This is a genomic window from Micromonospora sp. RTP1Z1 (assembly GCF_033804685.1).
Lineage (GTDB): Bacteria > Actinomycetota > Actinomycetes > Mycobacteriales > Micromonosporaceae > Micromonospora.
In genome coordinates this window covers 1-14,588 of the sequence record NZ_JAPFQV010000101.1, presented here as the reverse complement: position 1 = coordinate 14,588, position 14,588 = coordinate 1, and the positions used below count along the sequence as shown (strand labels likewise).

General features: G+C 74.7%; 14 protein-coding genes, 3 tRNA genes and 2 pseudogenes. 9 read left to right on the top strand and 10 right to left on the bottom strand.

Translation table 11 applies throughout. From position 1 onward, the window contains the following. Together SLP03_RS30350 and SLP03_RS30345 are read left to right on the top strand one after the other, a co-directional pair. Positions 1-237, top strand: a pseudogene (locus SLP03_RS30350) (amino acid-binding protein); the annotation flags it as partial. An 80-nt stretch (positions 238-317) separates the two neighbouring features. Next, entirely contained in the window at positions 318-1,409 is a 1,092-nt protein-coding gene (locus SLP03_RS30345; RefSeq protein ID WP_319464073.1) for a GNAT family N-acetyltransferase, read from the top strand. Between the two features lie 166 nt (positions 1,410-1,575). Here the strand turns inward: SLP03_RS30345 and SLP03_RS30340 are convergent, their stop codons facing one another. The 3 genes from SLP03_RS30340 to SLP03_RS30330 form a co-directional block, all read right to left on the bottom strand. Beyond that, positions 1,576-3,141: an aldehyde dehydrogenase family protein gene (locus tag SLP03_RS30340; protein WP_319464072.1), complete on the bottom strand. Its 1,566-nt coding sequence runs from the start codon at positions 3,139-3,141 to the stop codon at positions 1,576-1,578. A 262-nt stretch (positions 3,142-3,403) separates the two neighbouring features. After that, positions 3,404-3,958, bottom strand: coding sequence for an isochorismatase family protein (locus SLP03_RS30335; protein ID WP_319464071.1), 555 nt, complete (start codon positions 3,956-3,958; stop codon positions 3,404-3,406). Between the two features lie 162 nt (positions 3,959-4,120). After that, on the bottom strand, positions 4,121-4,882 hold the full coding sequence (locus tag SLP03_RS30330; RefSeq protein ID WP_319464070.1) for an LPXTG cell wall anchor domain-containing protein: 762 nt from the start codon (positions 4,880-4,882) through the stop codon (positions 4,121-4,123). A gap of 92 nt (positions 4,883-4,974) precedes the next feature. On the opposite strand from SLP03_RS30330, the pseudogene SLP03_RS30325 reads away from it, so the two are divergent. Then, positions 4,975-5,325: pseudogene (locus tag SLP03_RS30325) on the top strand (GNAT family N-acetyltransferase); the annotation flags it as partial. 1 nt (position 5,326) lies between these two features. On the opposite strand, the gene SLP03_RS30320 reads toward SLP03_RS30325, so the two are convergent. From SLP03_RS30320 to bioB, 3 genes are read right to left on the bottom strand one after another with little or no spacing between them, the layout of a single operon-like run. Beyond that, positions 5,327-5,833 (bottom strand): GNAT family protein, encoded by a 507-nt coding sequence (locus SLP03_RS30320; protein WP_319464068.1) that lies wholly within the window; start codon positions 5,831-5,833, stop codon positions 5,327-5,329. A 4-nt stretch (positions 5,834-5,837) separates the two neighbouring features. After that, entirely contained in the window at positions 5,838-6,035 is a 198-nt protein-coding gene (locus SLP03_RS30315; RefSeq protein WP_319464067.1) for a hypothetical protein, read from the bottom strand. Continuing rightward, entirely contained in the window at positions 6,032-7,027 is a 996-nt protein-coding gene (gene bioB / locus SLP03_RS30310; protein ID WP_319464066.1) for a biotin synthase BioB, read from the bottom strand. Before bioB ends, SLP03_RS30315 begins: the two co-directional genes overlap by 4 nt. 182 nt (positions 7,028-7,209) lie before the next feature. On the opposite strand from bioB, the gene SLP03_RS30305 reads away from it, so the two are divergent. Together SLP03_RS30305 and bioD are read left to right on the top strand one after the other, a co-directional pair. Then, positions 7,210-8,346 carry an 8-amino-7-oxononanoate synthase gene (locus tag SLP03_RS30305; protein ID WP_319464065.1) on the top strand — a complete coding sequence of 379 codons (1,137 nt, stop codon included), beginning with the start codon at positions 7,210-7,212 and terminating at the stop codon, positions 8,344-8,346. Next, entirely contained in the window at positions 8,343-9,074 is a 732-nt protein-coding gene (bioD, locus tag SLP03_RS30300; RefSeq protein ID WP_319464064.1) for a dethiobiotin synthase, read from the top strand. The genes SLP03_RS30305 and bioD overlap by 4 nt, the downstream gene beginning before the upstream one ends. A gap of 188 nt (positions 9,075-9,262) precedes the next feature. On the opposite strand, the gene SLP03_RS30295 is transcribed toward bioD, so the two are convergent. Both SLP03_RS30295 and SLP03_RS30290 read right to left on the bottom strand, forming a co-directional pair. Continuing rightward, on the bottom strand, positions 9,263-10,426 hold the full coding sequence (locus SLP03_RS30295) for a cytochrome P450 (protein ID WP_413644767.1): 1,164 nt from the start codon (positions 10,424-10,426) through the stop codon (positions 9,263-9,265). Positions 10,427-10,435: 9 nt separating this feature from the next. After that, positions 10,436-11,104, bottom strand: a complete 669-nt coding sequence (locus SLP03_RS30290) for a class I SAM-dependent methyltransferase (protein WP_319464063.1) — start codon at positions 11,102-11,104, stop codon at positions 10,436-10,438. Positions 11,105-11,286: 182 nt separating this feature from the next. On the opposite strand from SLP03_RS30290, the gene SLP03_RS30285 reads away from it, so the two are divergent. Then, complete coding sequence (locus tag SLP03_RS30285; RefSeq protein ID WP_319464062.1) at positions 11,287-12,141, top strand: hypothetical protein; 855 nt, start codon at positions 11,287-11,289, stop codon at positions 12,139-12,141. Between the two features lie 21 nt (positions 12,142-12,162). On the opposite strand, the gene SLP03_RS30280 is transcribed toward SLP03_RS30285, so the two are convergent. Further along, the gene (locus SLP03_RS30280; RefSeq protein ID WP_319464061.1) at positions 12,163-12,765 is read right to left on the bottom strand and encodes a TetR/AcrR family transcriptional regulator; all 603 of its coding nucleotides are present in this window, start codon (positions 12,763-12,765) and stop codon (positions 12,163-12,165) included. A gap of 309 nt (positions 12,766-13,074) precedes the next feature. Between SLP03_RS30280 and SLP03_RS30275 the strand changes: the two genes are divergently transcribed. The 3 genes from SLP03_RS30275 (at position 13,075) to SLP03_RS30265 (ending at position 13,339) form a co-directional block, all read left to right on the top strand. Next, positions 13,075-13,147 (top strand) — tRNA-Gly (locus SLP03_RS30275). Between the two features lie 34 nt (positions 13,148-13,181). Continuing rightward, positions 13,182-13,252: transfer RNA gene (locus SLP03_RS30270), tRNA-Cys, on the top strand. 12 nt (positions 13,253-13,264) lie between these two features. Then, positions 13,265-13,339, top strand: a tRNA-Val gene (locus SLP03_RS30265). Positions 13,340-13,410: 71 nt separating this feature from the next. Here SLP03_RS30265 and SLP03_RS30260 read toward each other — a convergent pair. After that, complete coding sequence (locus tag SLP03_RS30260) at positions 13,411-14,391, bottom strand: ArsR/SmtB family transcription factor (RefSeq protein WP_319464060.1); 981 nt, start codon at positions 14,389-14,391, stop codon at positions 13,411-13,413. Positions 14,392-14,588 lie beyond the last annotated feature (197 nt).

Here is a 14,588-nt window from a genome sequence, read left to right as displayed (position 1 = left end):
ACCCCGCTGCGGGCCCGCTCGATGACCACCGCGGACGGTGACCACTACGCGGTCGCTCCGTTCGGCCGTGCCGGTCTGGTGCTGGTGGTGGCGCGGGACCACAGCGAGCCCCTCGCGTCCGCCGCGTTCCACTCCACCGAGGTGGACCGGCTGGCCCAGCTGGTCCGGGCCAGCGCGGTGATCCTCGGCGACCGCCTCGACCTGGTCGGCGCCCCGCCCGTGACCAGCGTCACCTGACCGGTTGGTGGGTGTCACCGTCGGGCAACGACGGCGCAACAGCCGGCCGGCAGGGTCTTGTGGTGAGGAAGGGAGCAGACATGACGCTATGGCGGATCCGAGCCACCGTGGACGACCGACCGGGCTACCTGTCGGTCCTCACGGCGAGCCTCGCGTTGCGCGGGGTCAACATCCTCACCGTGCAGGTGCACACCACGGAGGTGGGCGCCGTCGACGACTTCCTCGTCGACGCGCCCGACCACCTGAACGAGGCGGACCTGTTGGCCGCCGTCGAGCGGGGGCGCGGACGGGACTGCTGGGTGGCGCGCAGCGAGGCGCGCGGCCTGGCCGACCAGCCCACCCGGGTGCTCGGCCTGGCCACCCGGCTGGTCCTCGACCCGGACGCGACCGGGGAGGCGCTGCGTGCCCTGCTCGGCGCGGACGCCGTGGCCTGGCGGCCGGTGCCGGTCGGCGCCCGGTCCCGGGTCGGCGCGGCGACGATGCTGCTCGCCGACCCGACCGGCGGGTCGTTTGAGCTGCGCCGGGCCGCGCCCAGCTTCACCCCGGCCGAGTACGCCCGGGCGCAGGCGCTCGTCGAGCTGGCCGCCACGGTGGCCCGCCGGTCGGCGGACCAGGTCACCCTGCTCCTGCCCGACGGGTCGGAGCTGCTGGTCCGGCCGGCGACGGTGGACGACCTGCCGGGCGTGGTGGAGCTGCACGAGGCCTGCTCGGCGCGGAGCCGGCAGCGCCGGTACCTGGGTGGCGCGGCGTGCCCGTCGGCGCCCCGGCTGCGTCGGCTGCTCGAACCGGCGCGAGGCGTCACCCTCGTCGCGCAGAGCGCCGGCTCCGGCGGGGAGGCGGAGTCGGTCGTCGCGATGGCGAACCTGCTCGCGGAGGGGGACGAGGCCGAGGTGGCGCTGCTGGTCCGGGACGACTGGCAGCGACGTGGCCTCGGCACCGCCCTGCTCCGCCGCCTGGCCGGGCGCGCCGAGCGGGCCGGGTACGGCGCCCTGGTCCTGCACACCCAGGCGGAGAACGCCCCGATGCTGCGGACGGTGGCCCGACTCGACCGGCCGGCGACGACGGAGCGGGACGGCTCACTGGTCAGCGTGACGGTGCCGCTGGCCGTCGACCCGGCCCGGGCCGGTCGGGCGTACGGCCCGGTCAGCCTGCCCGGCCCCCGCCGACCGTAGCGGGCGGGGTGGGCGCGGCCGGGTTGACGCCCGGCCCGCCCGGTGGGACCGGCCGACCTCCGGTGCGGAGGACAGTGAAACGGCAGGGCCCCCGGTGCGGGGGCCCTGCCCATGTCCGGCCCGGCCGGCCCTGCGCCCGCTGCGGTCACCGACGGACGTCAGCGCGTCAGGTGGCCGGGTAGCTGTTGTAGTCGGGGAAGTTGCCGTAGAGCCGGCCGTCCCCGCCGACTGTGACCGCGTGGACGAGCAGGTCGCCACCGACGAAGGCGCCCTTCCAGGAGGCGCCCCGGCCGCCGAACGGCTCCTCCCGGTCGCCCCGCGAGCGTGGCTTGTTGATGCCCACCTTGAACGCCTGGAGGTCGACCGCGAGCTTCGCCGCCTCGTCGGTGTCGTCGCAGGCCAGCGACGCCACGAGCGCGCCGTTGGAGGCGTTCATCGCGGCCAGCAGCTCGTCGGTGGTGTCGACCACGACGATGGTGTCGACCGGGCCGAACGGCTCGGCGTGCATCAGCCGGGACCGGCCGGGCGGGGCGAGCAGCACCGCCGGGGCCACGTACGCCGAGGTGTCCTGGCCGTCGAGGAACGGCGCGCCGTCGAGCTTGCCGCGGTGCAGCGGCACCGCGCCGCCGCGTACCGCCTCGTCGACCTTGCGGCGCAGCTCCTCGGCCTTGGCGGCGCTGATCAGCGGGCCGAAGTCGAGCTCGGGCAGCGGGTCGCCGGCCGACCAGTCGGCGTCGACGGCGAGCGGGTGTCCGAACCGGACGGAGCGCACCACCGGGAGGTACATGTCGAGGAACTCGTCGACCAGGTCGCGCTGGACCACGAACCGCGGGTATGCGGTGCAGCGCTGCTTGCCGTACTCGAAGCCCTTCTTCAGGTGCGCGGCGAGCAGGTCCCACTGGGAGAAGTTCCAGATGCCCCAGGCGTTGAGGCCTTCCTGCTCGATGAAGTGCCGCTTGTCGGAGTCGAGCAGCGCGGCGGCGACCTTGCCGCCGTTGGAGCGGCCGCCGACGAAGGCGACCGCGCCGATCTCCGGCGCCCGGACCAGAACCTCGGACAGCTCCTCACCGCCGCCGGAGACGAGCGTGGCGGGGAGTCCGGCGCGGCGCATCAGGGCGTGTGCGACGGTGAGGCAGACCGCGCCGCCCTGGGACGGGGTCTTGGCGATGACCGCGTTGCCGGCGAGCAGCTGCACCAGCTCGGCGTGGACCAGCACGCTCATCGGGTAGTTCCAGGAGGCGATGTTGCTGACCGGGCCGGGCAGCGCCTCCCGGCCGTCGGCGAGCATCCGGTCGATCTCGCCGACGTACCAGCGGACGCCGTCCAGGGCACGGTCCACGTCGGCGCAGGCGAGCCGCCACGGCTTGCCGATCTCCCAGACCAGCAGCATGGCGAGCAGGTCGCGGTGCGCGGTGAGCGCGTCCAGCGCGTCGGTGACCCGGGCCTTGCGGTCGGCGAGCGGGGTCCGCGCCCACTCCCGGTGCGCGGCGGCGGCGTGGGCTACCGCCCTGCGGGCCGAGTCGGCGTCGAGCCGGGCCAGGTTGACCAGGACGGTGTTGTCGACCGGGGTGCGGACGCCGGTGGGCGCCCCGACCGCCCGCCAGTCGCCCTCGACCAGGTTGTGCAGCATGGTGACGCCGTCGACCGGCGCTCCGAAGGCCTCCGGTGCGGCGGCCACCGCGCGGGCGAGGGTGTCGGACCAGGCGGTGCCGTCGGCGAGTCTGAGAGCCATCGCGTTCTCCTCAGGGTTGACCGGGGGAGCGGCGGCGTCGATGGCACCGCTGGTGTCGGGTACTGTCCCGCGCCGTCGAGCGCGGCGGCAACCGTACGCTCGTATGCCAGGACACCAGGCCCGCCGTCCGACGTCGACCGCGGAACCTCGCGGCCGTCGACCACCGGCTCGGACCTGGGAGTACGCCTCAAGTAAATGGAAGCATACCGATGATGTGATCCATGCCCGGGCGGCATCGACCGGGCTACCCGTCAGTACGGATCTATACCGGATCCGGTTCAACGGCGGCTGGAGCGCCGCGCAGCGCCGCGATCGCGTCGTCGGTCGAGCAGACCGTGCCGAGCCGGCGGAAGATGTAGTCGACGGCGAACTCGTGCGCGTAAGCGTCCAGTCCGGACATCGCGTCGTGCGGGAAGACCACGCGGTAGCCGATCTCCTCGCCCACCCGGGCGGTCTGCTCCACCCCGAAGTTGGTGACCAGTCCGGCGACGACCAGCGTGTCGACGCCCCGCTCGCGCAGGGCGGCGTCCAGCCCGGTCTCGTGGAAGGCGCCCCAGCTGTGCTTGACGATGGTCAGGTCGCCGTCGCGCGGGATCGCCTCGCTAATCAGCTCGCTCCCCGCCGGCTGCGGGTCCGGGCCGGGGCGCTCGACCCGGACCGCCACGACGGTGGCGCCGGCGGTGCGGGCGGCGTCGGCGAGCGCGACGCAGCGGGTCGCCACGTCCGCACCGGAGTGCGGGGCGGTGGGCAGGTCCACGATGCGCCGTTGCAGGTCGATCAGGACGACGGCGGTCCGGGTCGGGTCGAGAGCGTCCACAGTCAAGATCATATCGGAGACCGGCTGCTCAGGGGGTCCCTGGCCGGGTCGACGGTGAGCGGTGGGCACGGGTTGCTGCCCTGGCGTCGAGGCAATCCGGCCCGGACAGGCGGAACCGGCCGCCGGACGGAGGTCCGACGGCCGGTCGCTGCTGGCGCGGGGTCAGCTGGTGAAGGTGATCTTGTCGCGGCGACGGCGGAGCACCATCAGCGCGACACCGCCACCGATCAGCGCGAGACCGGTCAGCGCGGTGCTGGTCGCGGCCACGCCGGTCAGCGGCAGGCCGCCCTCGGTGCCGCTGCCGCCGCCGCTGCCGCCACCGGCGGACGACGGGTTCTCCGACGAGCCGCCCGACTGGCCCGGGTTCGGGGTCGGCGACTCCTCGCCCGGGTTGGACGGGGTCGGCGACGGCGACTCGCACGGCTTCAGCCAGAACACCTTGTGCTTGTCGTCGAACGCCTTGCCGTCGGTCAGGTCGACGTCCAGCTTGATGTGGTAGCCCTGCTGCTCCTGGAGCTTCAGTCCGGCCAGGTCCAGGTCCTTGGCGGAGAGCCTGATGACCTCGTCGTGGTCGTTCTGCGCGCCGGCGGCCGGGTCGTTGCTGATCACGTAGTTCTTGACCGACCAGACGACCTTGTCCTTCGGGCTGCTCGACGGTGGCTGCGCCCAGAGGGTGATGTTCGCCTTCTGGCCCTCGTCGAAGTTGAAGAACTCCAGCTCGAAGTCGCAGGTGACGTGCGGCTGGTTGTCGACCTTGTCCTCGAACGGGGCACCGTCGATCTTCACCGTGCCGTTGTCACCCGGCGGGTTGTGCGGGTTCCCGGTCAGGGATGCGCCCGCCCAGGCCGGAGCGGCGAAGGCGAGGCAGGCCGTGGCGGCGGCAGCGGTGAGGGCCGCGCGCATCACGTGCCGACGCTGTGGCATGAATAGTCCTCCGAGATCGGGTGAGGGGGCGGCACATGATCGCATGTGGTCCGTGGGGTGACGACATCGGACGATCGGCCTGAGCTGACAACTCCGCGGCCAACGACGCGTACGCCGACAGTCGCTCCGACTACGTGATGAACGAGGTCGCCACCGACTACAACGCCGGCTTCACCTCCGCCCTCGCCCGGCTCTCCCAGGAGTACGGCGGCCACATCGGCTACGGCGTGCGCCCCTCGGCCCGGCGGCGGGGCGTGGCGACCTTCGCGCTGGGCGTGGCGCTCAGCGAGGCCGCCCGACGGGGCATCGATCCGGTCCTGGTCACCTGCGACGACGACAACACCGCCTCGGCACGCATCATCGAGCGCCACGGCGGGGTGCTGGAGGACGTCCGGGACACCGAGCTGGGCCGGATCCGGCGCTACTGGATCGCCACCCGCTGACTCAGTCGGGCAGGTCGTCGGCGAGGAGGTCCATCAGGAGGGCGTCGTGCCAGCGGCCGTCGGCACCGCGCTCGTACCGGCGCATGATGCCGACCGGGCGGAAGCCCGCCTTCGCGTACGCCCGGATCGCGGCGGTGTTCGCCGCCGCCGGGTCGATCGTGAACCGGTGGTGGCCGTGCTCGTCGACCAGGTGTCGGGCCAGGGTGCGGATCGCGTCGCCGCCGAGGCCGGCGCCGCGGACCGCCGGGTCGAGGAAGATGTCCATCGCGGCGTGCCGGTAGTCCGGGTCGGGTTCGGCGTACCACTGGATCGCGCCGGCCAGCCGGCCGTCGTGCTCGATGGCGTACACGGTCAGGTCGTCGTCGGCCAGGTCGGCGCGGACCGCCTCGGCCAGGTCGTCGCCGCCGCGCCACCAGTGGCGGACCTCCGGCGTGGCCCGGATCGCCGCGAGGGCCGGCACGTCCGCGTCCGTCGCCGGTCGCAGTGTCACCGCCCGCCCCCGCAGCACGGCCTCAGCCCCGGATCTCGCCGTGCTCGACGCAGACCGCCGACCAGCCGACCGGCAGGACCTGCACCTTCATCCGGCGCCGACAGCGCGCGCAGTAGCGCGGCGGCTCCAGCGCCCGGGCCGCCGCGCACGCCTCGTGGGGACCCGCCGCGGCGGCTTCACCGCAACGGTCGCACCACAGCTCGGTCACCGGCGGCCTCACAGCGTCGCGGAGAGCGCCTTGACCGGCATCTTCAGGTCCTCGAGCAGGTCGAGGTCCGCCGTCGCCGGCCGGCCCAGGGTGGTCAGATAGTTGCCGACGATCACCGCGTTGATGCCGCCCAGCAGGCCGTCCCGGGTGCCCAGGTCGCCGAGGGTGATCTCGCGGCCGCCCGCGTACCGCAGGATCGTCCGCGGCATGGCCAGCCGGAATGCGGCGATGGCCCGCAGCGCGTCCTTGCCCTCCACCACCGGGCGGTCGCCGAGCGGGGTGCCCGGGCGGGGGTTGAGGAAGTTCAGCGGGACCTCGTGCGGGTCCAGCTCGGCGAGCTGCGCGGCGAACTCGGCGCGCTGCTCGACGGTCTCGCCGAGGCCGAGGATGCCGCCGCAGCAGACCTCCATGCCCGACTCGCGGACCATCTTCAGCGTCTCCCAGCGCTCCTCCCAGGAGTGCGTGGTGACCACGTTCGGGAAGTAGGAGCGGCAGGTCTCCAGGTTGTGGTTGTAGCGGTGCACGCCCATCTCGACCAGCTCGTCGACCTGCTCCTGGGTGAGCATGCCCAGCGACGCGGCGACCTGGATGTCGACCTCCGCCTTGATGGCGGCCACACCCTCGCGCATCTGCTTCATCAGCCGGGCGTCCGGGCCGCGCACCGCGGCCACGATGCAGAACTCCGTCGCCCCGGACTTCGCGGTCTGCTTCGCCGCCTCCACCAGCGACGGGATGTCCAGCCAGACCGAGCGGACCGGTGAGGTGAACAGGCCCGACTGCGAGCAGAAGTGGCAGTCCTCCGGGCAGCCGCCGGTCTTCAGCGAGACGATGCCCTCGACCTCGACCTCCGGGCCGCACCAGCGCATCCGTACCTCGTGGGCGAGCTGCAGGGCGGCGGGGACGTCTTCGTCGGGCAGGTTCAGCACGGCGAGGACACCGGCCTCGTCGAGGCCGACGCCGTTCTCCAGCACCTGGGTACGGGCCTGGTCGAGGATCTCTGGCATGGCTCGTACCCTACAAGGCCGCCGGACGGGGGGAGAACGGCCCAGGCCCGGCGTTCGACCCGGGCACCAGCGGCCTCCGAGCAGCCCGGCGGGGCGGCCGGCGCCACGCCGGCGCCGGTCGGCCGGGTGGTAACTTCGGCCGGCGGGAGCGCCCGCGGGTGCGGCGGACGAGGGGAGTGACGGTGGCGGACTGGCTGGCGGCGCTCGACCGCCGCGCCGAGCTGCGGGCCAGGGCGGGGTTCACCCGCACCCTGCGCCCCCGCGCCGCCGGCGACGCCGTGGTCGACCTGGCCGGCAACGACTACCTCGGCCTGGCCACCCACCCCGAGGTCACGGCCGCCGCCGCGCGGGCGCTGTCCGGGTACGGGCTGGGGGCCACCGGGTCGCGCCTGGTCCGCGGCTCCACCGACGCCCACCACGCCCTCGAGGACACCCTCGCCGACTGGCTCGGCACCGACCGGGCGCTGGTCTTCTCCTCCGGCTACCTGGCCAACCTCGCCGCCGTCCGGGGGGTCGTCCAGCCGCGTACGCTGCTCGTCTCCGACGCCCACAACCACGCCTCGCTGATCGACGGCTGCCGGATCTCCGGCGCGGAGACCGTGGTGACCCCGCACGCCGACGTCGACGCGGTGGCCGCCGCCCTGGCCGCCGCCCCCGGCCGGCCGGCGGTGGTGCTCACCGAGTCGGTCTTCTCGGTCGACGGCGACCTGGCCCCGCTGGCCGCGCTGCACGCCGTCGCCCGGCGGCACGGCGCGCTGCTGCTGGTCGACGACGCGCACGCGCTCGGCGTGACCGGCCCGGGCGGCGCCGGCGGGGTGGCCGCCGCGGGGCTGGCCGGCGAGCCGGACGTGGTGGTCACGGCCACCCTGTCGAAGGCGCTCGGCGGCGCCGGCGGAGTGGTCGCCGGCCCGGCCGAGTTCGTTCGGCACCTGGTGGAGACGGGCCGCACGTTCATCTTCGACACCGCACTGCCCCCGGCGGTGGCCGCCGGGGTCGCCGCCGCCGCGCGGCTGGCCCGCGCCGGCGACGACCTCCGCGCCGAGCTGGCCGACCGGGCCGCGCTCGCGGTGCGCCGGCTGGGCGCCGCCGGGCTGACCGTCTCCACCCCCGACGCGGCGGTGGTCTCGGTCACCGCGCCGGGCCCGGAGGCGGCGACCGCCTGGGCGGCCGACTGCCGGGACCGGGGCGTCGCGGTGGGCTGCTTCCGGCCGCCGTCCACCCCGGACAGCCGCTCCCGGCTCCGGCTGACCATCAGCGCCGGGGTGGCCCGCGCGGACTACGAACGGGCGCTTGACGTCATCGTGGAGTGTGCACCATGACCGATGGGGGCTGGACCGGGCCGGTGCTGGTGACCGGCACGGACACCGAGGTGGGTAAGACCGTGGTGACCGCGGCGATCGCCGCGGCGGCCCAGGCCGCCGGGCTGCGGGTCGCCGTGATCAAGCCCGGCCAGACCGGTACGGCCACCGGCGAGCCCGGCGACGTCGACTCGGTGACCCGGCTGGCCGCCCCGCTGACCGGCCGGACCCTGGCCAGCTACCCGGATCCGCTCGCCCCGCTCGCCGCCGCCCGGGTCGCCGAGCTGGAGCCGCTGGAGCTGTACGCGGCGGTCGACGCGGTCCGCGAGGAGGCCGACAAGCACGACCTGGTGCTCGTCGAGGGGGCCGGCGGTCTGCTCGTACCGATGGGGCTGCGGCCCTCGGGCGAGCCCTGGACGGTGGCCGACCTTGCGGTGTCGCTGGGCGCCCCGGCCGTGGTGGTGGCCCGCGCCGGGCTCGGCACGCTGAACCACACCGCGCTCACCCTGGAGGCGTTGGAGCGCCGGGCCGTCCCGGCCGGGGTGGTGATCGGCGCCTGGCCGGCCGCGCCGGAGCTGGTGCACTGGACCAACCTGACCGACCTGGTGCCGAACCTGCTCGGCGCCCTGCCCGACGGGGCGGGCGGCATGGACCCCGGGGTGTTCCGCCGCTCCGCTCCCGGCTGGCTCACGCCGGCGCTGCACGGGGTGCTGGACGACTGGCGTACCTGGGCCGAGGACATCAGCTGACGCTCCGGCCGGGCGTCACCGCGGTGGTCCTGTGGAGCTGAATCGGATACGACATCAGGCGCCAGGGTGGCTGGTCGTTCTCGCCGCGCCCGCTGATTCGTCTGCGACATCAGCTCCATAGGCGCGCCCCCCGGAGGTCCCGGCGGCCGGCGACGGCGTCGGAGTGGGCGGCTGCGGCGTCGGCACGGTCAGGGGCGGCGGATGACGAATGCGTCCGGCATCCGGAAGGTGAGGTTGTCCGGGCACCACGGCGCGCGGACCACGGTCACCCCGTCGAGCAGCGCAGCCGCCTCGGCGACCACCACCGCCGCCTCCATCCGGGCCAGGTGGGCGCCCACGCAGCGGTGCGCGCCCGCCCCGAAGGCCAGGTGCCCACGGGAACCGCGCTGTCCCGGCCTGAACTCGGCCGGGGCGGCCACCACCTCGGGATCCCGGCCGGCCCGGGCCAGCCACGCCACGATGCTGGTGCCCGCGGGCACCTTCGTCCCGCCCAGCGTGGTGTCCACCGCGGCCACCCGCCGCCAGGTGACGATCGGCGGCTCCAACCGCAGCCCCTCCTCGACCACGTCGGTGACGGCGACCTCGCCGGCGCGCAGCCGCGCGCGTACCGCCGGTTCACCGGTCAGTCGGTGCAGCAGCAGGGTGAGGAACTGCGAGGTGGTCTCCTGGCCGGCGACCAGCAGGAAGAACAGCGCGCCCACCACCACGTCGGGAGAGTGCCCGGCGGCCCGCAGCCGGGCGGCCAGCCCCCCGCCGGTGGCGGCGAACGCGCGCAGCACGGTGTGGAACCGGCCGACCTCGGTGGCGAGCGTCCGCTGTCGGTCGGCGTCCAGCGGGGCCCAGAACAGTTCCAGCGCGGCCCGGGCGAATGCCTTGACCGCCCCGACCGGGGCGTCCGGCAGCTCCACGAGACGCGCCAGCACCAGCAGCGGCAGGTCGGCGGCGAGTTCGGCGTACAGGTCGACGGCCTGCCCCGCGTCGAGGGCGGCGGCGAGTCGGTCCACCCGTTCCCGGACCAGCGCCGTCAGCCACGGCTGCTGCGCCGCCACCCGGGTGGGGTGCAGCGCGTCGGCGACGATGCCGCGGATCTCCGGGTGGCTGGCGCCGGAGTTGTTGGCGAGCGTCGGTGGCAGCCGGAACCGGTGCCCGGCAAGCACCCGCAGGGCGGCCACCGGCATCGGCGTCACCGCCTCGAGGGCGTTGTCCGGCCGGAACGTGACCGGGTCGGTGAGCACCCGCCGGACCAGGGCGTGCCGGGTGACCACCAGGTGACCGACGCCGGCGTGGTCGACCACGGTCGCCACGTCCGGCCACCGCCCGTCGACGGACTCTCCCCAGCCCCGGAACAGCACGCCGACACGTTAGCGGGCGGCCCCCGGCGGCGCCGGGTTCAACTCCCACACGGTGGTGTGCTTCACCCGTACGCTCTCCAGCGCCTCCGGTACCGGCACGTCGTACGCGGCGAGCTCGCGGAAGCGCTCGCGGGGCAGGAACGCCCGCCCGGGATCGCCGACCAGCACCCGCGCTCCGGACCGGGCGGCCCGGAGCAGGAAGCGCAGCATCCGCCGGGCCATCGCCTCGCTGTAGAAGACGTCGCCGGCGAGCACCACCTCGGCGTCTCCGGCGTCGCCGTCGAGGATGTCGCCGAACTCGGCGTCGACGCGTACCCCGTTGGCCTCGGCATTGAGCGCGACGGCCGCCACGGCGCGCTCGTCGACCTCGACCGCGCGGACGGACGCCGCGCCGGCGCGGGCGGCGGCGATGGCGACCAGGCCGGAGCCGGAGGCGAGGTCGAGCACCCGGCGGCCGGCGACCAGCTCCGGGTGGTCGGTGACGTAGCGGGCCAGCCCCTGCCCGCCGGCCCAGGCGAAGGCCCAGAACGGTGGCGGTTGGGCGCTGCGGAACTCGCCCTCTGTCAGCTCCCACAGGCCGATCGGCTCGTCGGCCTGGTGCAGCCGCACCTCGGGGACGAAGGCGACCGGGGCGAGCCGGGCGTGCAGCCGGACGAAGGCCGCGGACAGGTCGGACACCCGGTGATTCTGCCCCGGCCGGGATGCCGGGCGTGTCGCGGGGCAGGTGTGACCGGTTCACCACCCTCCGTGAAATCGGCCCTCGCGCTTGGCGGTCGGTGCGAACACGCCCGCCTACCGGCTTGCCCGGACCGCTCATAGCGTTGCCAGTTGGACGCGACCGACGGGAGGACGAGGCGGTGGTGAGCGTGTGGCGGAACGCGTTGCGGATCGGGACGGTGCTGGCCTGTCTGTCGGGGGCGGGCCTGGGTGCGGCCGCGCCGGCGCGGGCGGCGGCCGGCTTCGCCACCGAGCTGAGCGGGCTGCCGGACGAGTTCACCGCCGGCAACCGGGTGGAGACCGTCTCCGCGGTGGTCTCCCGCTCGGACGGCGGCGGCTGCGTCAAGGTGCGCTGGTCGATGGTGCTCGGCGTGCGGGGCCTGCGGTTGGACCAGGTGAAGATGGACCGGGTGGAGGACGACGGCGACTTCCCGCTGGAGATCCGGACCGAGGGGGACGTGGCCCGGCTGACCGACCGTCAGCTGGACCCGGGGATCCTCTGCCCCGGGCGGACGGTCACCGCCCGCTACCGGGTGGCCTTCGCCGAGGACGTCAGCCGGGGGCGGGTGAGCTTCGCCGCCGAGGCGTACGACGAGAACCTGCGCCTGCTAGCCCGGCAGACGGCGACCCGGCAGGTGATCGGGGAGGGGGTGGAGGCGCCGCCGAGCGAGGCGACGCCGGGGCCGACGGGGAGTTCCGTCACGCCGAGCGACCCGGCCGCGTCGGAGCCGGCGGCGGACGATCCCGGCGAGGAGGCGACGCCGAGCGACGAGGCGGTGGCCGAGCTGCCGCCGCCGGGTGCGGCGGGCCGGCCGGTGGCGCAGTCCGGGCGCTTCGGGGTGGTGCAGGGTGGCTTCCTCCTCGGCGGCCTGCTCCTCTTCCTCGGCGCGGGCCTGCTGTTGCGCCTGCGGCAACTGCTGCGCCCGGCCGGGAAAGCGGCGGCCACGGACGATCGGGGCCCGGCCTTCGAGCGTCCGCCGGCGGGGCGGTGGCGGTAGGGGCCGCCGGGGTGCCCTGGGTCAGTCCAGCTGGGCGGGTTCCAGGCCGAGCTCGCGGGCGGCGACCAGGCGGATCCACTCGGTGAGCTGGCGGCGGGTGAGCACCCGCTCGTGCACCGCGAGCTGCACCGCCAGGCCGTCCATCACCGCGTTGATCCGCCACGCGGCGCCGGCCGGGTCCGCGCATTCGAAGGTGCCGTCGGCGACGCCGTCGGAGATCACCTGGGCCAGGTCCTGCCGCCACCGTAGGTCGAGCCGACGGGACGCCTTCTCCAGCTCGGGGGTGCGCAGCGACTCGGCCCATCCGTCGATCCACATCGACCAGGAGGTCGACCGGCCGGCCGGGGCGTAGAGGTGCAGCATCCGGCGCAGCTTGGTCAACGGTGAGGCGGAGGAGCGGACCACCGCGTCGAGCCGGGCCAGATCCTGCTCGACGGCGTACGCGAACGCCTGCGCGAGCAGCCGCTCCTTGGTGGCGAAGTGGTAGAAGACCAGGGCCTGGCTGACTCCGGCGGCCTCCGCCACGTCGGCCGTGCGGGTGTTGGTGAGTCCTCGTTCCACGATCACGTCACAGGCCGTGCGCAGCAGGGCATCCAGGCGGATCTCGGCGGCGCGTCTCGTCACGCCGCTACCGTAGCCCATCGATGTGAGCACGGGGAGTGACCGACGCGGCCGGTCGGACGGGACGACAAGTCGCAAATCCGACAGCAACTCCGGACGCATCCCGGCCCTCGACTCGATCGGCACCCGTCGGCGCGAACCCGGAGCCCACCGACCTGCCACCCAGGCTCCTGGGAAGCTCTACGGGGGTTGTCCAGGGCCCCGCGGAGACCGCCGCCCACCCCGTCGGACGCGCCGGAGGGACCCCGATTTGGCAACCGTTCCCGGCCTCGGCTAAAGTTCTCATCCGTCACCGGTAAACACCGGAGACACGCGGACGTAGCGCAGCTGGTAGCGCATCACCTTGCCAAGGTGAGGGTCGCGGGTTCGAATCCCGTCGTCCGCTCGGAGATGCCGCCACGCATGACGGGGGCAACCTCGGTGGAGTGGCCGAGAGGCGAGGCAACGGCCTGCAAAGCCGTGTACACGGGTTCAAATCCCGTCTCCACCTCGGCAGTTGCGAGGGCGATTGGCGCAGTGGGAGCGCGCTTCCTTGACACGGAAGAGGTCACTGGTTCAAACCCAGTATCGCCCACCAGTCGATGAACAGGAAGGCTCGTCACCGGACAACGGTGACGAGCCTTCCTGTTTCTCCCGATGCCCGCCCGCTCACGCCGGGGCGGTCAGCAACGCCTCCGCGACGGGGGTCCGGCTGTTCAGCAACGACCGGCCCGCCCGGTGCGTCACCACCAGGCCCGCGGCGCGCAGCGTGGCGAGGTGCTGCGACACGCCCGCGGGGGACATGCCCGTACGCCGGGCCAGCTCGGTGGTCGACCGCGGCGCGTCCAGCTCGGCGAGCAGCCGGGCCCGACCCCGGCCGAGCACGGCGCCCAGGGCGTCCGGCGCCGTCGGCGGGCACTCCCACAACGCGCCGACGCCCCGGGCGGGGTACGCCAGCTGCGGCACATCCCCCGCCGCGATGCTGAGCACGGACGGCCAGACGAATACCGACGGGACCAGGACCAGCCCGCGGCCGTCCGGCACGTCCGGGGCGGCGCAGTGCCGCTGGCTGATCAGCAGGGCCTCGCCCTCCCAGCGGACCCGCTCGTGCAGGTCGTTCAGCAGCCCGGCGGCCCCGCCCTCGGCCAGCCGGCGGGCCCGCCGGAACACCTCCGCGTCGAGCAGCGCCCGGATCCGGGGCCACTCCGCGGCCAGCGCCAACCGCCAGTAGGTGCCGATCTCCCCGGCCAGCCGGCGCAGTCCGTCCGCCGGGTCGGCGTACAGGGCGGCCAGCGCCGGTGGCCGGGCGCCGGGGTAGAGGTCGAGGTGGGCGCGGACCGTGTCCGGCGGGGTGGCGCGCAGCGCGGACAGCTCGTGCCCCAGGTCGGGGGTGAGGCCGGCCGGCGGCGGGGTGAGGAAGTCGGCCAGGTAGCCCGGCGCGGGCGGCACCAGCTGCCAGAGCAGGCCGCCGTCGGGACCGGCCAGCCCGGCCTCGGCCAGGCGCGGCCGGACCCGGTTCACCCAGGGCAGGTGGATCGCGTGGTCGCCCGGGTCGCGCAGCACCCGCACGCTGGCGACGACCTCCCACAGGCAGGAGAGCGCGAAGCGGACCCGGGCGACCGCGTCCGCGGACAGGCCGATGGCGACCACGGGGTCCTCCCTCGTTTCAGCTGGGACTGAAACATTACGGCCGCGGCCGGCGCGGACCCCAGACTGGTCGGGTGAACGAACACCACACCCGAGCCCTGCACTTCCGATCCCTGCACGTCCCCGGTGAGCCGCTGGTCCTGGTGACCGCCTGGGACGCGGCGAGCGCCCGGATCGTCGCGGCCGCCGGCGCCCGCGCG